Source organism: Fictibacillus barbaricus (assembly GCF_031457135.1).
Classification (GTDB): Bacteria; Bacillota; Bacilli; order Bacillales; family Fictibacillaceae; genus Fictibacillus; species Fictibacillus barbaricus_A.
Genome location: NZ_JAVDWA010000001.1, coordinates 923,538 through 942,423, shown reverse-complemented (window position 1 = coordinate 942,423; position 18,886 = coordinate 923,538). Strand labels below are relative to the sequence as shown.

Below are 18,886 nucleotides of genomic sequence, written 5' to 3'. Positions count from 1 at the left end.
TCAGGTTAACTTTTCAAAAAAAAGAAACCCTATTAAATGGTTTCGTTAATGATTAACCCCTTTCCTTCAATACGGCTCAAAACTTGCTGAAAACTTATTTTTTTATGTTCTTGGCTGGTTTTATGATGCGCAGAAAAACTATTTTGAATATCGTTTTGTATAATCGGAACGCTAGAAACAACCGGGATTCCTTGTTCCCCTTTTTCCATTCGATTTGCATATTGCATGCTTTGAATAGGTATATAAGGTAATATGTAACCCATCTTGTCTCTCTCCTTTTACTTAAGGTTTATTTATCATTTTATATTCCCATAAAAAAGAAAGAGTACTCCTCTATTTGGAGCACTCTGCTGGAAAACATGAAAATCTTTTACTCCCAAGGATCGTAAAAGTTGCTGTGACTAGAACTTGAGCTTGAGCTTGAACTTGAGCTTGAAGAAAGTGTATCCTTGCTAGCGGCAGGATCCTTCATAGAGGATTTTGGTTTATCCTGACTTGATGAAGGCTTTTGCTTGCTAGAACTGCTGCTGATGCTCGAACTGCTTGAACTTGAAGATTCAGACTTGCAAAAGCCGCAAGAACTGCTGGAGCTTGAGGATTCACACATACAAAAACCGAAACAGCTCGAGATGCTAGAGCTTGAGGATTCCCTTTGCTTCATTTTCACGTTCTTGTTCTTCGTATTCTTGTTCTGATTGCTGTTCTTCTTCTTCATTTTAATGAAAAAAAAGTCTTCCATGTTTCAACCTCCTCGAATAGTACATCTTATGCATGTCTAACGAGTTGGTTATAGGCTGTCTTACTAAAAATTGATTGCAATATGGTTTACTGCCTTTGCTCGAAAATTTTGTTTGTGACAATAAACGAATGCCTCTACTGTAATATTTTCATCAATTTTGCTTTTTATCGGAATTTGAAAATCATCTAACGATATTCGCTCTCCGCTCTTTAATTTTGTTTCGCGCAGCGGGCAAATCCAGATTTCCCCTCTTTCTTTTGCTTTTTCCGCCCATTCGTTATCGTCCATATATATCCAGAGGGATTGCGACATTTCTTCTTGTGTCGGTGAAGCAATTAAAGAAATGATCTTTCCTTTTAAAGCTAATGTCTCAGCTGGCTGGAACCGAAAACATATATACGGATTATCTAATGGTTTTGCACCTGTGTTTTCAATATAAAATGTCCCTCTGACAAAACCGGTTCTTTCTTTGGTAAAGATAACCGAGTAGTCAAAATAGCTCATGCAGTTGTATTCTTCTTTTTTCCTTGGTGCTGAATCTGCATTTCCTAGATTGGCTACCTCAAATACAGGTTCAGATGTACGGTTAATATTTATCCGTTTCTCCATACTTTTCATTCGCTGCTGATATAAGTCGATCTGCTGGTCTTTATCATTTAATTCTTCTTGAATACTGCTAAGTAACTCCTCATAACTCTTTATTCTTTTTTCAAGTTCATGTTCCTCTAATTTTTGCACTTTATTTGTAAGGTTTTTCATTTCTGCTCTTAAAGCAACCAGTTCTCTTTCCTTCTCTTCAATGATTTGAAGTGAATCACTCGAGTTCACTTCACTTTCTAATCGTTCAATGGTCTCTTCTGCAAATACTAGCTTTTTCTCGAGGTCGAGTGCTTTTTCCTTATAGTATTCAACCCGTGATATGAGCCGTTCGTAGCTTAATTTATCTTTCGTACCCATCCAACTTCCCCCTTGCTAAAATAGGCTCTTTTTTTATTGTATGTATGCCCTATCCATTCGTTCACTCTTTTTTAGTAAACAAAAAAGAACCAGCTGGATTTTATAACCAGCGGTCCTTTTTCATATCTTTTTTTACTGGTGCAGCAGGCAATTTTCTACAGCGATTAGACCTGCGTTGGCAGCAACTGTTCCTGTTGAGAATTCTCTTGTACCTGAAGAATTGATAAGCTCCGCTTCAAAAAGATTGCCATCTGCTGTTTGTACTAGAGCTAGATTAAAATTAAATTGTTCTCCAGTTTTATCTACAATACCTCTTCCAGAAACCGTTAGCTTTAAGCCTCCATCATAATCATCACAGCATAAAGTGTTTTGAGTAAATTCGGTAGCAGTGAAAGTAAACGCTCTATCACCATCTGATGTATCAGAGTCAGTAAAGCTTAACCGGAAACTACTGTTTACCAGTTGATCATTTGGACAAATATCAACTAAAACTACGGCACTGCCGGTTTCTGTTGCTCCTTCTAACTTGCTTGTTAATCCGCTTGATTCTCCTGTGGCCCTGCATCTACACCCTGGCCTGGGATATATGTCCGGGCATCTTTGTGGGTACGATACCGCTGGACACAATTCACCTTCACTTTCGGGTGCGACTAAGTCATTTCCACGAGGTGAACAGAATTTAGCAAGGACCTCGAGTCTTACTTCTGCTTCAACCTGGATATCTACACAGAAAGTAATATCCACTACAAAACCTGTTGGTGCCGGACTGTTTAACATGACTGTACCTGACGGAACTCGGGAAAAGATTTTAGAAATACGGGCATAAAGTTCTGTTCCGTCTGGATAACAAAGTACAAAGGATTCAAATACAGAAGCATTTACCAACAATTCAGTAACGACATCGCCGTTTCTGTCTACAATTTGAACAAGAGTATCTGCTGTAAACAAAAGTTCGACAAGCTGGGCTTCTGCACGCCCTCCATTTAGCACTACTGTTACGTCTCTCTTATCTCCTACTTGTTCAGTTAGATAATGTTCAGTAGTATCTTCTTGCGGTTCGACGGCTGCTGTTGTTGGTGGTGTTGCTGTTGTTTTAGGTACTTTTGCTACGATCCTTAACGGGCGCAGAGAAGGATCTTCCAGAGCTTTTTCGATTGCTTCGACTTGTTCTTCAGTAAAAGATACTGTTTTTCTTACATTTAGTGTATCGGTCACCCAGTCGTAAACTTTCTGTACGCGGATACACTCATCCTGCAAGTGGTTATGATTGTTTCCCATTGTTTCCCTTCCTTTCCTCATCATGATCTCAAGATTCCATACATACTATGGGAATAGAGTGGGTTATGACACAAGAACGAAAGCCTATTTTTATAGAGAAAAGCGCTTAAGGAGGAAGAACATCAATGAAATCAGTTTGGTATAACAATCAAAAAGTGTGTGACTTAACACCATTGGAATATGAAGCTATCTGCCTTTTAATGCCTTATTGGGGATTACAGATTGAAGAAGACGGCGAATCGATTTCCGGTGCTCTCTCTACTTTTATGTTAGGGATTCAAGGTCTAACCCCACAAAAAGTAAAAGAGCTAAATCAACTTTTACGTCATACTGGCATTTCAATAACAACAGATGATCATGTTAAATGTGATCAAAGATTCTATGTAGATTTTCATTCAAATCATCCTATGCCTTTAGCACTGAATACACCTAACAAAAAGCTTTATTATATAAACCCTGCCACATCGTTTCAACTGCCGGTACAATCCGGCATTCATAAAGGGATCACATTAAAAAGAAAAGATGGCCCTCTCTTTTTAGCTGTACAGCCATCTTATGAAAAACAAATTGCGGAATGGATAAGTTATTTAGTGATCCAATCGTTTATGCGTTTCTCATTTGAATCACTCTCCTCCATATCCGAATCAACCTTTCTTTCATGTGCTGAAAAAGTTTTAAATCCTATTAATAATAGTTTTGCTGCTGTTCAAGTTCCTGATATAAATAATAGTTCCGCTATCAAGCCGAAAGCTGAAAAGAAAACTCAGCCAAACAAAAAACCATATGTTGAAAAAGCTGAAAAAGTGAATAATGACGTCTTTTATGAAAAAGAGAAACTATCCAAATCTAAAATACTTTCAGGTCCAAAATCAAATGTGCCACAAATACGGCCGTTTTCTGCAAAAGGTACATTAATAACAAATAGTGTTCCTAAACTGCGAGATGAAAGTCAATTTATACCACCAAATGCGCAGCCCATTAATCCATTTAAATCAAAAGCAGCTAAACATCAGCCCATACGGCCATTCCATACTAATTCACAAAATACTCAAGAAAAACACGTTATGCGTCCATTTCAGAAAAATCAAAACACTCCGTCCTCTGATAAAGAATATACTGACAATGAATCTACGATATTTAATAATCAGAGGAGAGATGGCAAGTGACTAAGGACGATGTGCAAAAGCTATATGCAGAAATAAAAGCAAATAGATCAAAAGTTTCTGCTTCTAATAATACTCTCTTTAAACCCGCAGTAAAAAAGGGATGCGGTTCATGCGGAAAGGTAACATGGAAACCAAATAAGACGAACTAATCAAAAATGCAGCAGCACTTTAATTTATGAAGTGCTGCTGCATTAAATATTGAATAATATGATTTGTACACTCATCTATATTGTTCTTTTCTGTATCGATGACGATCTCAGACGAATCTGGGATTTCATACGGCGTAGCAATACCCGTGAAGTTTTGAATCAGGCCGTTCCTTACCTTTTTATAAAGACCTTTTGGATCACGCTTTTCACATTCAGTAATACTGCAATTTACATAAATCTCAATATATTCATTTGAACTAAATTTTTTTCGCACCTCTTGCCTTATTTGTTCCATGGGTGAAATAGCCGCTACGATTACAATAATTCCGCTATCCACAAATAACTTAGCCACTTCCCCTATTCTTCTTATGTTTTCCTTTCGATCAGCATCACTAAATGAAAGATCTTCGTTTAGTCCATGGCGGATATTATCTCCATCCAGCATATAGGTTGATAGACCTCTTTTATATAAAAAATGTTCCAATTCTGACGCGATTGTTGATTTTCCTGAACCCGATAAACCAGTAAACCACAGGACAAAGCTCTTATGACCATGCAGTTTCTGTCTCATTTCTTTTGTTATATTTGTTTTTTGCCATTTAATATTTTTCTGCGAATCATCCATTACTTTTCCTCCACGTTGCTTATTAATCTGCGTAATAGTTCCTTAATATGGAAACAACCTCTGGTCTGCTATAGTGATAGGGAATGGGTTCTTGATTACGCAGCATTTCTCTCACTTTTGTCCCTGATAAGATGAGCTTATCGCTCTCTTCATGGGGGCAGGTTTTTACCGTAGCCATGGATTGGCACTTATTACAATAAAAACTATTTTCAAAGAATAGTGGTGTAATCCCTATTTCTTGTTCTTGAAATTCTCCAAAAATTTTATGCGCATCATAAGGACCGTAAAAATTCCCTACCCCTGCATGATCTCTTCCGATAATCATATGTGTACATCCGTAATTTTTTCTTATAAGTGTATGGAACAGCGCCTCTCGCGGACCGGCATACCTCATTGAACCAGGAAAAACGCCTAAAATTACTCGATCCTTTGGATAATAATTTTCAAGCAGGGTTTCATAGGATTTTATTCTGACTGCAGCTGGAATGTCATCCTGTTTCGTTTCACCTACAAGCGGCTGCAAAAAAAGGCCGTCCATGTTTTCAAGTGCTGTCTTTTGAATATATTCGTGTGCCCTGTGAACGGGGTTTCTCGTTTGAAAGGCAACGATTTTCTTCCAGTCTTTTGAAGTAAATAATTCTCTCGTCTTCTCTGGTTCTAAATAATAGTGAGAAGCAATTATTCTTCTTGGCTGATTTACCATTGTTATTCGTCCGCCTACATACCAATTTCCACGTTCCCTTAATTTTTTTACTCCGGGGTGTGTCTCATCTATTGTTCCATATACAAGCTTTGATTCTAGGTCATGATCAGCTTGATATATTTCTTCAATTTCAATTTTGCCAAATAAGCTACTTTCATAAAGCAAGGCTGCTTCTTTCACATGAAAAAGCCCCTTAGCCTTTTTATATGACACGGGCAGCGTAATGGGTAAAGACCAAGGAATACCGTTATTTAATCGCATATGTTGAATAACTGATAAATAATCAGTCTGATTCATAAAAGATTCTAATGGGCTAAATGCCCCAATTGCTAAACATTCTAAATCTGACAGTGAAATTGCATCTAACTCAATTTGTACTTTCATATTTTGAAAATCATCATTTAACTTCATACGGTTTACTAACTTTCCGCCATGAGGAGGAATTGGCATATGTTTCACCTCAAAAATGATTCATTTTAAAAACTAACCATATTCAAGGTATGTATGATAAAAACGTTCTGTGAAGAAAGATTAAGATTTAATATTTATTACCGAAATAACCATGTCCATTTTCAATTGCAAGAATAAAATACTTGTAACGTATTATGAAGTTTCATAGAGCAACTGAATTTAGGAGGAACATGAGTGAAATTAGGCGTAGTACTCCCTGTTTATCATCAAGAGAGGGATTATATTTTTGAATGTATAGAATCAATTGAAAAACAAACTTTCCGAGACTTTAAGCTCATTATCGTGCTTGATGGACCAAATGAAGAAACGGTTAAAGCCATAAAAGAGGCTAGTAAAAGATTAACTATTCCCTATCAAATCATTGACCGAAAAGTAAATAAAGGCATCTCCCCAACCTTAAATGAAGGATTTCAACTCCTGCAAGATTGTCCTTATTTCACCTGGATATCGAGTGATAATAGACATGATCCCATTTTTTTAGAACGGTTGGTTACAGCAATGGACAATGCTTCACCTGAGACAGTATTAGTTTATTCTTTTTACAGACGTATTGATCAGCATGGCATTCCTATTACGTATACGAAAGCCTGGTATGAATACGTGGAACAATTTATGACGAGAAAGAAAGAAGATATCTTTCAAAACTGTTTTATCGGGGCTTCCTTTCTATTTAAAAGGGATGCATTCAATAAAGCAGGTGGATATCGTGAAAATTTTCCGAATGTACAGGACCACGATTTTTGGATTCGCCTATTACAGCATGGTGATTTCTTTTTACTGCGTGAATATATTATGGAATATCGTTTTAACGGGCGGTATGCCTTAACAACGAATATTCCGCCAGAACAGCTGACATTAGAAAGCATGGCAAGCAGTATAGATGTTCAAAAACAGATTGGCAAAAAACCAAAAGTGAGTGTAGTTCTATTCACTCACAACCAAGTGAAAACCATTAAGCAAGCTTTAAACAGTGTATTACAGCAATCGTTTAAAGATTTTCAGCTTGTTATATTGGATGATGGGTCTAAAGATCACACAGCTGATGCCATTCATTTAACCCACGATTCCCGAATGATTCCTTTATTGCTAAGTCATCGAGGCAAGGTAAAATCATTAGAAATCGCCCTTGATTATTGTATTGGTGAATTTGTTCTTTTTATGAGCGGAGAAGATTGGCTCGACCCTCAAGCTCTTGAAATGATGGTTCATCAATTGAATCAATCACCTGCTGAAATCGATATGCTTCTATCTAATCATAAGGTTTGGCATGATCGACGCAGAAGATTGATCCCAGGTGCCATTGTTTCTGGGCAAAACTATGGAAAATTACCCTTTAACGATTTTAATAAGCCCTATGCAGTCCTCTATAGAGCATCTGTTCTTAATAGAAATCTAACGGCAAGTACAAGCCAATCAATCGAGTTTGATCTTTTTAAACAAAACAAAAAAGAAGCGAACACTTTTTGGCTGAATATGGCTCTTTACCATAAACGGGTAAAATAGAAAATGGCGTCCCCAATCAAAGGGACGCCTTTTATTTTTGTTACTTATTAAACCGACTGATTTAGCTTTTTAGACCTGATTTCTAAAATAAGTAAGGATATCGGTTATCGAACTTTTCAATGGAATTTTCGGCTGCCAATTTAAATCCTTCAATTTTTTAGAATTCATTAATGGTGGAGGGCAATCTGGTAAGGAACTGGAATTTGCGAAGGTGAGCTTGATTGATGTTAAAGTTTGATAGGTATTCGTAATATCTGATAATGAAATTAACCGGCTTGAACCCATTTCGTAAGTGGTGTTTACGCTGCCTTTGTTCAGCAAGATATCATAAGCTGATACCGCATCTCTGACATCTAAAAATTCACGAACATTTTCTAAATGACTAATAGTAATAGGCTTTGAAACATTGATTTTTTCCAATTCTGCTATTTGTCTAGCTAAAATCGAAACAATCCCTGCTGATTGGCCTGGCCCTATTAAGTTACTTGGTTTAGCCACGATAATCGGCAGCTGAAACAACCGTGACCATTCTAAAGCAAGATTTTCTTGAAAAAGTTTACTTACTGCATACGGATGATTGCCGCCTGACAGTGCTGATCCTGCAATAACCGTTCTGCACTCCTCTTTTATTTGTCTGATTGCTTCAAGAAGATGAAGTGTTCCCATGACATTACTTTCGATAGCTGACATCGGATTTGTCCATGAGTGCACAACAGAATTATTACCAGCAAGGTGTAAACAATAATCTGGCTTATATTTTTTTATGACATGAAGAATCTGTGACTTATCCAGTAAGTCACATCCTGCCATTTCCCATTTTTGAGAAGCTAGCTCATTGCGTGATGTACCTATTACTTGATATCCATTTTCATAAAAGTAGCTGCATGCATGTGTTCCTGTAAAACCTGCAGCCCCAGTTATTAAAATTCGTTTATTCATGCCAACCATTCTTTTAATTCTTGAAGCTGTTTTTCGTAAGCAGAAACTTTGTACGGATAATCGAGTCTGGAGTTAAAAAGTGTGCGGTCGATCCTGAGATCAGTATGGGGAATAAGATCGATATGATCTACTTGAAAAACTTGTTTGATTAAGGAGAGCAATTCATATTTTGATACGATTTCTGGTGCAGTTAAATGAAATAAACCTGTAACAGGATGCTCGATAGCATGATGAATGAATTTCGCTAACTCTAATGTTGTTACGCCGTTCCACTTCACATGGGTAAAACCTTTTATGGTACCTTTTTGTTTCATAAACCAATGAAACAGTCCAATTCCATCTTTTAATTCAGGACCTATTATCGAAGTTCTAATCGTTAAATGCTGTCCTGATTTCACTTCACCGAGTTCCTTTGTTTTGGCGTACATCGTAATCCCGTCTGGAACTGACTCTTCGTTGTAATTTCCTTTATTGCCGCTGAATACACAGTCTGTACTAATATGAATTAATTTCCCGCCATATGCATTCAGATGCTTCGTTAATTCATGCGGAAGCAGACTATTTACTAATATGGCTTCCCTTTGATTGAAGGCAGCATGTTCGTTTAACAGTCCGATACAATTAATGATAATATCGGGTTTATAGCGCTCGATGACTTCTTTAATCTGATTAAGATCAGTAGCATCCAGCATAATTTGACCTGCAACTTCGTCTCTGGATGTTACATACAGCTTATAAGTAGTGTTTTTTCTAAAATAGGAAGCAATCATATGACCTGCCATCCCATTCGCCCCTAATATCATTACATTCAAGTTAAGAACCCGCCTTCAACGAGCATTTGGTGAATTTCTTCTTTTGTCATTAAATTTTTTTCTGAACTGTAGCTTTCAAGCTCTACCTTTTCAAAAGCTGCATAATGCTCATTTAAGCCTTCAATCTCGATCGTAGGAAGAATAACAAAATATTCACTGTCGAAATAAACGGTTGTTGCACTCTCATATTCGGATAACAAAATCTCATGGAGTTTTTCACCAGGGCGTTTCCCTAATTCAACCATTGTCACTCCTTTTTTTCCTGATGAATCGATCAGCACTTGGGCTAAATCTGTAATTTTGCAAGTCGGCATCTTCATAACGAATATCTCTCCGCCCACGCTTTCGAACGTAGCTTTAAATAATAAACTGATCGCCTCTTCTAGTGTTAAAAAGAATCGAGTCATTTCAAAATCGGTAATACCAACTTGTCCTTTATTGGCAATCTGGTTTTTAAAGACGTGTATAACACTCCCGTTCGTCCCTAATACATTACCGCCTCGCACACAAACAAACTTTGTATGTTTCGTTAAAAGGTTGGCATGGATAATTAATTTTTCACCAATGGCTTTTGTCATACCATATAGATTAGATGGATTGGCAGCTTTATCTGTTGAGATATAGATTACTTTCTTTACTTTATGATGGATGGCGGATTCGATCACATTTTGAGTTCCGGCGATATTGCTCTTCATTGCTTCATAAGGCTGTAATTCACATATAGGAACATGTTTTAATGCAGCGAGATGATAGAGATAATCAACACCCTCACATGCTTTCATGAGAGAATCTTTATCTCTTATATCACCAATCAAAAAGGTTAGTTTATTATTATAATCAAATTGACGCTGCATAGCCACTTGACTAGCTTCATTTCGTGAAAGAATAATAATTTCTTTTGGATTTTTGGGTAAAAGCTGTTTGACAAGCTCATGTCCCCAGGAGCCTGTACCTCCCGTAATTAATATTTTTTTATTATGCAACAAAATTTCCTCCTAAAATAAACTTTACCACCCTGTCCGATACATCCAGATCGTCATAACCGTCAGGGATCGACCATGTTTTGGGCTGATTCGCCATCACTTTTACAGATGATAAAATCTGTTCAGCTTTAACACCTGATACACAGTTGCTGCCGCATTCAACGGTTTCTGGACGCTCTGTACTGTTTCTCATCGTTACAGTAGGTACGTGGAATAAGCAGCATTCTTCCTGAACAGTTCCACTGTCTGTAAGCGCACAGAACGCATTTTTTTCTAATTTCACAAAATCAAAGAAACCGAATGGTTCATGAAATTGTACGAGTTGATGCATTTTGATGTCTGCCATACTATCAATTTTTGATTTCGTCCGTGGATGAATAGAGCATATAATCGGCATTTGAAAAAATTCTGCTACTAGATTTAATCCAGATAAAATTTCATTCAAATGGTGAGGTTGATCTACATTCTCTGCTCTATGTGCTGTAACGATCATATAATTTCGAGGATGAATCTCCAATTGATCTAATATCTGGCTCTTATCGATTGCGTCCTTAAAATGATTCAGCACCTCATAGATGGGGTTACCCGATATCATAATTCGATTTGATGGTACACCTTCTCTTATTAAATTCTCCCTGCTGATTTTCGTATATGGCAAATTGAAGGTTGAAATGGCATCAATGACTTTTCGGTTTTTTTCTTCTGGAACGCTTAGGTCAAAACACCTGTTCCCCGCTTCCATATGAACTACGGGTATACTTAACCGTTCCGTAACAATGGATGATAGTGCACTATTTGTGTCCCCTAGAACCAGTACTTTATCTGGCTTTTCGTGAAGCAATATCTTTTCCAGTTCTGAAAATAAATGTGCGATCTGGTTTCCGAAAGAGTATTGCTTGCTCATTAATATATAATCGGGTTCTCTCAGTTGAAACTCTTGAAAAAATACATTGTTCAAAGAATGTGTAAAATTTTGTCCGGTATGAATCAAGATGTGCTTATCTGCTAATTGATCCAGCTTTTTTATGATTAAACTTAGACGGATTATTTCAGGTCTTGTACCAATAATGGTTACAATCTTCAATGAAACTCCCCTTTCTATCATTGATTTTACTTCATATACTAAACTATGATTAATGATTAAAATTGGACTAGACCCCTACCCTTTAATCCAAAAAAAGGCGTGTTTCAATTTTTCTCTGTATTGAACATCTTTTTCATATATTCATACTATGGCATATAAGAATTAAAGGAGCTGTAGTATGGCTAAAGCAAAAATTTTATTAGTATTTTATTTGCCTAGCGGCGGTATGGAAACACTAAACAGGCAGCGCTGCAAAGCACTGCAATCACAAGGAATTGAATGTCATCTGCTATACTTGCAGAATGGTACTGGTATGCAAAACATCTCCCAAATCCCAACGTATATTACAAATAAAGACGAGGAAATCAAACAGATTTTATTAAATCATTTTGATACGATAATTGTCAGCTCAGACTTTCCGATGCTTCAACGAATAAGGAAACTTGGGTATAAAGGTAAAGTTATTTATGAGATCCAAGGGTTAGGAAGTTTTACAAATGCTGAGAGAATTCTAACTCAAGCTAAATCTAATGTATTGACGTATTCAAATGGTATTTTGTATCCAAAAACTCAGCATTTAATAGGTTTGATTGAATCCCTTTATCCCGCTCATCCAAAATATTGTTTCCATAATTGCTTTGACACATCAGAATTCTCATATCGACGCACTCATCAATTGGATTATCCAGTAGTCGGATGGGTCGGACGATTGGAACAAAATAAAAACTGGTATGACTTTGTAATGTTTGCAATCCGTTTTATTAAACATAAACCGAGCTCAAAATTTTGGATGTTTATTGATGATACGCTTAGTAACCCGGTTGAAAAAAAGAGATTTACACAAATGTTAATTCGATATAATTTAACAAAACATGTGGAAATCCTTTCAAATATTCCTCATAAGACGATGTCAGATTATTTTTCTATAATAGGAGATTCTGGGGGATTCTTATTATCTACTTCAAAAGTTGAAGGGTTTGGGTATGCAGTGATTGAAGCGATGAGCTGCAGGTGCCCAGTCCTTTCATCTGATTCAGATGGTGTAAAGGCATTTATTACTCATAATGATACAGGTAAATTTTATCAAAATGGCAATATTGGTTCAGCTGTTAACCAGGCCTTGGATCTCATTAACAATCTAGAATTACGAAATCAAATCATTTCAAATGCATTAAATCATCTTTCTATTTTTAGTTTAGAAGCCTACGCAAAGGAATTTATGAAAATATTGGATTAAAAAAAAGAAAAAGTCTGTTGGCTTTTTCTTTTTTAATGAATACATCATATTATTTACATGTTTGAATAAGCTCATTAATTTTTCCTTTATGCCTATTGATCGTTTCTAGTGTTTCCAATCGTATCGCAGCTTTATATTTTTTGGTACCCATGTTCGAATGAATTCGATAGTTTACTAATGGTTCGTTGTAATTCGAAATATCATACTTCTTTAGTATTCTTAACCAGAAATCATAATCTTGTGTATATTTTAATGTTTCGTCAAATAAACCAAACTCATTAAATATGTTCATTTTCAACATAACAGTGCAGCCATTGATAATGCATTTCCGCTTCATTATTTTTAGAAATTGAAGTTTAGTAGTTATATTGATTCCTTGAGGCGGTGATATAACACTTCCTTTCTCATTAATTAAATAATAGTTCGTGTAACTCGCAGAAAAATTATTTGATTGCAAAAAGTAAAGTTGATTTTGAGTTTTTTGAGGATGATAGATATCATCTGAGCTGAGCCACGCAAAATATTCCCCTGTAGCATTTTGAATTCCCATATTTAATGCAGATGCAGTTCCACCGTTAACTTTTTCAAGATATTTAATCTGTTTCAAAAATGGTTTGATTTTTTCAATATATTTTGTTGAACCATCATTTACAACGATAACTTCTATATTTTTATAGGTTTGATTTAAAGCACTTTGTATCGCCTGATCAATATAAGGACAATTGTAAAATGGAATAATAATGCTTACTTTCAATACAATGTTCTCCTTTTTTTCTAAATTACTTGTTTTCACAATCTTTGTTGTTCGCAAATGTTGATTTCCTCTATAGAATGCTCGCTTTCCGCGGAGTGCTGCTCCTGCTTCTATAAACAAAAAACATTGAAGGAAGCTTCCTCGTTGCCTTACGAGAAGAATACTCAGGTGGCATCACGTCGGTCCTAGCCATAGTCTCGCACTTTGTGCACTCCAATCACTTTATTAATGGTTAGAATGAACCAAACGAGCCAATATCAACACCTTTTTAGATAATAGCCTTGATTTTTTGTAAAAGCTCTCCTACTCGAACCTCGATAGTATGAAAGTTCATCACCATTTGATGTCCTTGATATGCAATTTTTTTACGAATAGTTTCATTTGAATTATAGTATCTAGCTTTTTCGATGACATCTGAAGGATCAGCTGCAATATATGTTACACCATCCACAAAGCCCAAATCGGCAAGTTCCTTTGAGGCTGAAGCTATTAGTAGAGTATTGCACGCCAATACTTCAAAATATTTTAATACGGGATAACCATAATTTGAATCACATGTAAAAAACATCTTTGCACGGTTAATTTCCATCGCATAATTAACGCCCTGCATTCCCGAACTTGTTGTTACCAGGCCATAACCAGGGTGATGATAACTTACAAATCCAGGTTCTTTGATTAATTGCTGCATAAAGTTATTTCTTACGGGATATAAGTGAGGAAAAGCTGCACCTATCATTAAATAATTAATCGTTTTTGGTGCACCATAATCTTTAAATATTTCGGGGTGAATAAAATGAGGAAACCATACCATTCTGGCAGCAAGCTCAGGGTACCATTTTAAAAATGCATCGCGATAATGAGTAAATACTAGCTGTATATTTTCATTTTCAATAAATTTTTTTCTATGGAATTTTTTATAATGTATTTCATGCATAATCATTCCTTTTGGAATTGAAACTGAGTGGAGTCCGTAAATCCTTGGTGAATATTCAGGATGATAATCATTGATTAGTATAAAATCTGGGCTAAAAGGAATATTTGCTAATATATCATGTATTGAACCATTAGCTGACCAAGTTACTAAATTAGTTCTCTTTGATAATTCTTCCGCTAAATACCATGTGCTGCGTTCAAGATGATTTGAACGATTTTTTGTAATAAATAATAAATTTATTTTTTCCAATCTATCACCAACTTACATTTGTTTTTTCCATATTTTTAAATGAAAAGACCCCTTAGAAAAGGGGCCACATTCATTAAGTCGCTAAGTCAATTGCTACAATTTTGTCAATAACTACTACGATGTCACCAAGAATGGTTCCAGAAGATGCTTGGTTAAACGTTACAAAGTTACCATCGACACGTTTAACGGTTACACCTGTTAAATCCGGTTCTCCCGGGATTTGAGTTCCTAAAACATAAACTTCATTAATTAATTGCCCAGAAGCTGCTAATAATGCAAGCTGAGCACGTAATGCATAACGAGATACAATCGGCATTCTAAAAAAATCCCCTTCCTTTTTAAAAAACCTAGTAAATAATACTAGTTCTAAATGTATATGCAATAAGGGGACAGGTTGTTTGGACGGATATAACATAATAAAAAAATGTTTTGCGTTAAAATATTGCAGTTTTAAACTTTGGGTATTTATATAGGACAGGCTTTAGGCTTTTGCATATTTTCATATAAGATAGGTGATTTCCATGTAACGCTTGTACTTTTTTTGTATATAGTATATTAATCCTGATCGAGAAACTGGAATCAGGTACATGTATCTCATTCAATAAAGGAGGCAACATTTAAAATGAGCCTATTAAATAACTCTTGTTGCGGAAATGGTCAAGCAGGAGCTCAAAGACTAAACGGATGTGTTAGCGAACTTTTAAATCAGCTAGCAAACGCAAATACTAACCTTTGTTCACTTGGACAAATGAACCGTGTTTTAATCATTCCTAGAGGAGTAGCAGTTCCACTAGATTTAGGAGGAGCAACTACACCAACTGAATTTACACTAGTTCGTTATGACGCAATTACACATTGTGCTGTCTTCACGTATGCAGATGTAGATGGAACTGGTGCTGCGATTACTAGAACATATGTAACAGATGCCCGCGGTATCGTCGGAATCGTTTGCTTAAGTGCTTAATCACCATACTGCGTATTAATATCTAATCCAGACTTCCCCCAATGTGTGCGGAAGCTGGATGCAAAGAAAAAACCCCGAATCCCAATGTGAGCTTTCGGGGTTTTTGCATTTAATTCATCTTATCTTGCAATGATATTATAACCACTGTCTACATGAAGAATTTCTCCAGTAATTCCTCGAGCCAAGTCACTCATCAAGAACAATGCAGCATCTCCTACTTCTTCTTGCGTGTTTGCTTTACGTAGAGGTGATCTTTCTTCAATTTCTTTAAGAACAGAGTTGAAGTCACCGATCCCTTTTGCAGCCAGTGTACGGATTGGTCCAGCCGAAATTGCGTTTACACGGATACCATCTTTACCTACATCGCTTGCCAAGTATTTCACGCTTGCATCTAAAGAAGCTTTTGCAACTCCCATTACATTGTAATTAGACACAACTCTTTCTCCACCAAGGTAAGTTAAGGTTACAATACTCCCTCCTTCTGTCATTAACGGACGCGCTTCCTTAACAACTGCTGTTAAAGAATAAGCAGAAATGTTATGAGCGAGTAAGAAACCTTCACGCGTTGTATTTAAATATTCGCCTTTTAATTCTTCTGTATTAGCAAATGCAATACAATGTGCCAGACCATGAATCACACCTACTTGTTCTTTAATGTCAGCAAATGTTTTCTTGATTTCTTCATCATTTGTGATATCACATGGAAGAACTATTGAGTCATTACGATCTAAAGATTCAGCAAGATCTCGAACATTCTTTTCAAGTCTTTCGCCTGCATATGTAAAGATTAAACGGGCACCTGCATTTGATAAAGATTGTGCAATCCCCCATGCAATACTTCGCTTATTGGCAACTCCCATGACTACAAACGTTTTATCTTTTAGTGATAATTGATACATATTAAATGCCTCCCTCAATATCTGTTCATCTTTGTCTTTGATTTTAGTATTAGTAATTGTTGTTAGTACCAAGTCCTAATTAGTATAACAGATAGAGAGAAATAAATCATTACTTAACCTTTGCTTGTCTGAATATTTTTCACTTCAAAGCCACATGAATGGCAGCGGAATATCACATTTTGATTAGATTGAGCGATTAAAACTTCTTCATTTAATTCATGTTCTCTCTCACAATTAGGGCAATATACAACTGGAACCATAGAAATCCACCTTTCATTCGTTTGTATAATTAGCATGCTCAAATCTCAGAAAAAAATGGGGGTCTGACCCCTTACAAATTATTTCCCTTCGTGTTTATGAGAATTTCGTTAGGACGGTATGCTCATGATTCTCCATCGTTTAAATCAGTTTTCAAATTAAAGTATAGCTTTTCCATATACCTTATAATTTATTGCTTTTTCCTCAATGTAAAAGAGACAAAAGGCTGCGGTTAGCAGCCATTTGTCTCTTTTGACCTTATTGTATTTTGTTTTTTATGACAAAGCTTCTTTCATTTGCTGAATCTGCTCCTTGCTTCCTGTTACGACTAGCTTATCCCCTACTAGCAGTTCGGTATCCCCATGAGGCATTATGGATTCTTTCCCGCGGTAGATCCGGACAATAATACTGTCCCCTAAGAACGGGAAATTCCTAAGTGCTGTACGATTATAGAAACTGTTTGCAATGCGGATCTCGTTCAAGCTATTATCCTGTGCAGTTAAGATATCTACAACCGATGGGTTTTCTATTAAGGCTTTCAAAAGAACTTGGGAAGAGAAATAAACAGAATATACTTCTATCCCCTCGTTCTTTAGCGTATCTCGTTTTTCGGGGTTTTCAATACGCGCGATAATTCTCTCTACTCCTTCACCTTTTGCAAACAGTGCCAGCTCCTGGTTTGTTTCATCTTTGCCAGTGGCACATATGAGAACGTCTGCTGAAAATACATCCGATGATTGTAATGTTTTGAGATCATAATTTTCAAGTTCCTGAATGTTAAAGCTTTCGAGCTGTTTTTGGTCTTTTTCATCTTGTTTCGTATGATAAATTCTTAAATCGAATCGTGTTTGATCTAACTCCGCTGTTATCGGGAGAGTGTATTGATTGGCCCCTACAATAACAAGCTGCTTTTTTTCTGTCTCCCCTTCTTTTTTCTTCGGGAACAGTTTTTTAAAGAAAATCGGCGTAATAATCGCACTGATAACAGCCGTCAATATTAAAGCGGAAGATGTTCGGCTGTCAATCACATTTATACGTTCACCAATTTTAGCAGCTGCGATAACGAGTGATAAAGTTGAAGTTAATAAAAAGCCAGCGGCAGTGACCGTTTTCCAGTCATACCATTTTCTTAAAATCAATATCGGTAAAAACTTCGAAATAAGCAGTCCTATTAGCAATAATGGTATAAGAACCAGTGCTTTGGAATCTGTAAAAATAGAACGGATATCCAGTTCTACCCCTACCATAACGAAAAAAATAGGAATTAAAAATCCATACCCAAATGAATCCAGTTTGTGTACTAAATGCTTATTCGGTGACAACAAGGAAACGAGTACACCTGCTAAGAAAGCACCGAGAATGTTTTCAGCACCAACCGTTTCAGATAATCCGACTAAAACGATAATGAGTGTGAACACAGCTCGAGTATCTAGTTGAATTGTTCCTTTTGACATCGTATCGATAAAGGATTGATGTCTGATTTTTTTCCCAATAAAGTAGAGAATTACACCAGCTCCAAAAAGAATTAGCAGCAGCCACATTCTGCTGGAATCTCCTGATTGTAAAGAAACAAACAGTGTAAGCAATATCATTGTTACAAGATCTGCGATTACAGCTACCAATAAAATGATTTGACCGATTGTGGTTCTTGATAGCTTTTCTTCTTTTAACGTGGGCACGACTACACCGAGTGAAATCGTTGAAATGATTAATGTCATAAAGAAGGCGCTTTGTGCAAATCCACCCCAAACAAAAAGCAGTGACAATCCGTAAGAAAGGATGAGAATAAAAAGAAAAATTACTGATGCGACAAATATCCGGTTTGGCTCTTTCTTTTTCTTACTATTTTTCTTTTGTGACGGGCCTCCGGCAAAGATACTAAAATCAATTTCTAGCCCGCTTAGAAACATGAGGAAAATAAAGCCAAGCACCGATAAAATTTCTAGCCATGCGTCAGAATGAACAACATCAAAACCACTTTTTCCTAGAATAATTCCTGCAATAATCTCTGCCACAACTACAGGTATCACACGCAAACGCAGCTTGTTGAGCAGAATCGGTATGACAAAAGCTGTTAAAATGACTAATACTAATGAAGTAAACGATGCATGTTCTTCCATAAGCCCTCCGTATTTTTTTCAAATGATTTATTGGTTACTATAGTAAGAAAGAAAAAGAAATG

General features: G+C 36.3%; 20 protein-coding genes. 5 read left to right on the top strand and 15 right to left on the bottom strand.

What is annotated here, in order from left to right:
• Positions 1–32: 32 nt before the first annotated feature.
• Positions 33–263, bottom strand: coding sequence for a hypothetical protein (locus tag J2X07_RS05050; RefSeq protein WP_310257207.1), 231 nt, complete (start codon positions 261–263; stop codon positions 33–35).
• Positions 264–512: 249 nt separating this feature from the next.
• On the opposite strand from J2X07_RS05050, the gene J2X07_RS05045 reads away from it, so the two are divergent.
• Positions 513–695, top strand: coding sequence for a hypothetical protein (locus J2X07_RS05045; protein ID WP_310257205.1), 183 nt, complete (start codon positions 513–515; stop codon positions 693–695).
• Between the two features lie 107 nt (positions 696–802).
• On the opposite strand, the gene J2X07_RS05040 is transcribed toward J2X07_RS05045, so the two are convergent.
• Together J2X07_RS05040 and J2X07_RS05035 are read right to left on the bottom strand one after the other, a co-directional pair.
• On the bottom strand, positions 803–1,696 hold the full coding sequence (locus J2X07_RS05040) for a hypothetical protein (protein ID WP_310257203.1): 894 nt from the start codon (positions 1,694–1,696) through the stop codon (positions 803–805).
• A 132-nt stretch (positions 1,697–1,828) separates the two neighbouring features.
• Positions 1,829–2,974 carry a hypothetical protein gene (locus J2X07_RS05035; RefSeq protein ID WP_310257202.1) on the bottom strand — a complete coding sequence of 382 codons (1,146 nt, stop codon included), beginning with the start codon at positions 2,972–2,974 and terminating at the stop codon, positions 1,829–1,831.
• A 125-nt stretch (positions 2,975–3,099) separates the two neighbouring features.
• Here J2X07_RS05035 and J2X07_RS05030 point away from each other — a divergent pair, with 125 nt between their 5' ends.
• Positions 3,100–4,140: a hypothetical protein gene (locus tag J2X07_RS05030; RefSeq protein WP_310257200.1), complete on the top strand. Its 1,041-nt coding sequence runs from the start codon at positions 3,100–3,102 to the stop codon at positions 4,138–4,140.
• A gap of 168 nt (positions 4,141–4,308) precedes the next feature.
• Here the strand turns inward: J2X07_RS05030 and cysC are convergent, their stop codons facing one another.
• Both cysC and sat read right to left on the bottom strand, forming a co-directional pair.
• Entirely contained in the window at positions 4,309–4,914 is a 606-nt protein-coding gene (cysC, locus tag J2X07_RS05025; protein WP_310257198.1) for an adenylyl-sulfate kinase, read from the bottom strand.
• A gap of 22 nt (positions 4,915–4,936) precedes the next feature.
• Positions 4,937–6,067: a sulfate adenylyltransferase gene (sat, locus tag J2X07_RS05020; RefSeq protein WP_310257197.1), complete on the bottom strand. Its 1,131-nt coding sequence runs from the start codon at positions 6,065–6,067 to the stop codon at positions 4,937–4,939.
• A 195-nt stretch (positions 6,068–6,262) separates the two neighbouring features.
• On the opposite strand from sat, the gene J2X07_RS05015 reads away from it, so the two are divergent.
• Positions 6,263–7,591, top strand: a complete 1,329-nt coding sequence (locus J2X07_RS05015) for a glycosyltransferase family 2 protein (protein ID WP_310257195.1) — start codon at positions 6,263–6,265, stop codon at positions 7,589–7,591.
• 69 nt (positions 7,592–7,660) lie between these two features.
• Here the strand turns inward: J2X07_RS05015 and J2X07_RS05010 are convergent, their stop codons facing one another.
• Genes J2X07_RS05010 through wecB form a run of 4 tightly spaced genes read right to left on the bottom strand, consistent with a single transcriptional unit; the run spans position 7,661 to position 11,409 of the window.
• On the bottom strand, positions 7,661–8,530 hold the full coding sequence (locus tag J2X07_RS05010) for an NAD-dependent epimerase/dehydratase family protein (RefSeq protein ID WP_310257193.1): 870 nt from the start codon (positions 8,528–8,530) through the stop codon (positions 7,661–7,663).
• Entirely contained in the window at positions 8,527–9,333 is an 807-nt protein-coding gene (locus tag J2X07_RS05005; RefSeq protein ID WP_310257402.1) for a dTDP-4-dehydrorhamnose reductase family protein, read from the bottom strand. The genes J2X07_RS05010 and J2X07_RS05005 overlap by 4 nt, the downstream gene beginning before the upstream one ends.
• A gap of 5 nt (positions 9,334–9,338) precedes the next feature.
• Positions 9,339–10,328: a polysaccharide biosynthesis protein gene (locus tag J2X07_RS05000; protein ID WP_310257192.1), complete on the bottom strand. Its 990-nt coding sequence runs from the start codon at positions 10,326–10,328 to the stop codon at positions 9,339–9,341.
• The gene (gene wecB, locus J2X07_RS04995; protein WP_310257189.1) at positions 10,318–11,409 is read right to left on the bottom strand and encodes a non-hydrolyzing UDP-N-acetylglucosamine 2-epimerase; all 1,092 of its coding nucleotides are present in this window, start codon (positions 11,407–11,409) and stop codon (positions 10,318–10,320) included. Before wecB ends, J2X07_RS05000 begins: the two co-directional genes overlap by 11 nt.
• Before the next feature lie 178 nt (positions 11,410–11,587).
• Here wecB and J2X07_RS04990 point away from each other — a divergent pair, with 178 nt between their 5' ends.
• The gene (locus tag J2X07_RS04990; protein WP_310257187.1) at positions 11,588–12,646 is read left to right on the top strand and encodes a glycosyltransferase family 4 protein; all 1,059 of its coding nucleotides are present in this window, start codon (positions 11,588–11,590) and stop codon (positions 12,644–12,646) included.
• Between the two features lie 49 nt (positions 12,647–12,695).
• On the opposite strand, the gene J2X07_RS04985 is transcribed toward J2X07_RS04990, so the two are convergent.
• The 3 genes from J2X07_RS04985 to J2X07_RS04975 all read right to left on the bottom strand — a co-directional run bounded on the left by J2X07_RS04985 (position 12,696) and on the right by J2X07_RS04975 (position 14,899).
• On the bottom strand, positions 12,696–13,400 hold the full coding sequence (locus tag J2X07_RS04985) for a glycosyltransferase (RefSeq protein ID WP_310257184.1): 705 nt from the start codon (positions 13,398–13,400) through the stop codon (positions 12,696–12,698).
• 268 nt (positions 13,401–13,668) lie between these two features.
• On the bottom strand, positions 13,669–14,583 hold the full coding sequence (locus tag J2X07_RS04980; RefSeq protein ID WP_310257182.1) for a glycosyltransferase: 915 nt from the start codon (positions 14,581–14,583) through the stop codon (positions 13,669–13,671).
• Positions 14,584–14,656: 73 nt separating this feature from the next.
• Entirely contained in the window at positions 14,657–14,899 is a 243-nt protein-coding gene (locus J2X07_RS04975) for a hypothetical protein (protein ID WP_310257180.1), read from the bottom strand.
• Positions 14,900–15,205: 306 nt separating this feature from the next.
• On the opposite strand from J2X07_RS04975, the gene J2X07_RS04970 reads away from it, so the two are divergent.
• Positions 15,206–15,547 carry a hypothetical protein gene (locus J2X07_RS04970; protein WP_310257178.1) on the top strand — a complete coding sequence of 114 codons (342 nt, stop codon included), beginning with the start codon at positions 15,206–15,208 and terminating at the stop codon, positions 15,545–15,547.
• A 119-nt stretch (positions 15,548–15,666) separates the two neighbouring features.
• Here the strand turns inward: J2X07_RS04970 and fabI are convergent, their stop codons facing one another.
• The 3 genes from fabI to J2X07_RS04955 form a co-directional block, all read right to left on the bottom strand.
• Positions 15,667–16,446 (bottom strand): enoyl-ACP reductase FabI, encoded by a 780-nt coding sequence (gene fabI, locus J2X07_RS04965; RefSeq protein WP_310257175.1) that lies wholly within the window; start codon positions 16,444–16,446, stop codon positions 15,667–15,669.
• A 113-nt stretch (positions 16,447–16,559) separates the two neighbouring features.
• Entirely contained in the window at positions 16,560–16,706 is a 147-nt protein-coding gene (locus J2X07_RS04960; RefSeq protein ID WP_310257407.1) for a hypothetical protein, read from the bottom strand.
• Between the two features lie 273 nt (positions 16,707–16,979).
• Positions 16,980–18,824: a monovalent cation:proton antiporter family protein gene (locus J2X07_RS04955; RefSeq protein ID WP_310257173.1), complete on the bottom strand. Its 1,845-nt coding sequence runs from the start codon at positions 18,822–18,824 to the stop codon at positions 16,980–16,982.
• Positions 18,825–18,886 lie beyond the last annotated feature (62 nt).

Excerpts from the sequence above, each read along its gene's own strand:
- cysC (WP_310257198.1), bottom strand. The coding sequence starts at position 4,914 with ATGGATGATTCGCAGAAAAATATTAAATGGCAAAAAACAAATATAACA.
- J2X07_RS05035 (WP_310257202.1), bottom strand. The coding sequence starts at position 2,974 with ATGGGAAACAATCATAACCACTTGCAGGATGAGTGTATCCGCGTACAG.
- J2X07_RS04970 (WP_310257178.1), top strand. The coding sequence starts at position 15,206 with ATGAGCCTATTAAATAACTCTTGTTGCGGAAATGGTCAAGCAGGAGCT.
- J2X07_RS05010 (WP_310257193.1), bottom strand. The coding sequence starts at position 8,530 with ATGAATAAACGAATTTTAATAACTGGGGCTGCAGGTTTTACAGGAACA.
- J2X07_RS04960 (WP_310257407.1), bottom strand. The coding sequence starts at position 16,706 with ATGGTTCCAGTTGTATATTGCCCTAATTGTGAGAGAGAACATGAATTA.
- J2X07_RS05005 (WP_310257402.1), bottom strand. The coding sequence starts at position 9,333 with ATGATATTAGGGGCGAATGGGATGGCAGGTCATATGATTGCTTCCTAT.
- J2X07_RS05030 (WP_310257200.1), top strand. The coding sequence starts at position 3,100 with ATGAAATCAGTTTGGTATAACAATCAAAAAGTGTGTGACTTAACACCA.
- J2X07_RS04975 (WP_310257180.1), bottom strand. The coding sequence starts at position 14,899 with ATGCCGATTGTATCTCGTTATGCATTACGTGCTCAGCTTGCATTATTA.
- J2X07_RS04955 (WP_310257173.1), bottom strand. The coding sequence starts at position 18,824 with ATGGAAGAACATGCATCGTTTACTTCATTAGTATTAGTCATTTTAACA.
- fabI (WP_310257175.1), bottom strand. The coding sequence starts at position 16,446 with ATGTATCAATTATCACTAAAAGATAAAACGTTTGTAGTCATGGGAGTT.
- J2X07_RS05050 (WP_310257207.1), bottom strand. The coding sequence starts at position 263 with ATGGGTTACATATTACCTTATATACCTATTCAAAGCATGCAATATGCA.
- sat (WP_310257197.1), bottom strand. The coding sequence starts at position 6,067 with ATGCCAATTCCTCCTCATGGCGGAAAGTTAGTAAACCGTATGAAGTTA.
- J2X07_RS04990 (WP_310257187.1), top strand. The coding sequence starts at position 11,588 with ATGGCTAAAGCAAAAATTTTATTAGTATTTTATTTGCCTAGCGGCGGT.
- J2X07_RS05040 (WP_310257203.1), bottom strand. The coding sequence starts at position 1,696 with ATGGGTACGAAAGATAAATTAAGCTACGAACGGCTCATATCACGGGTT.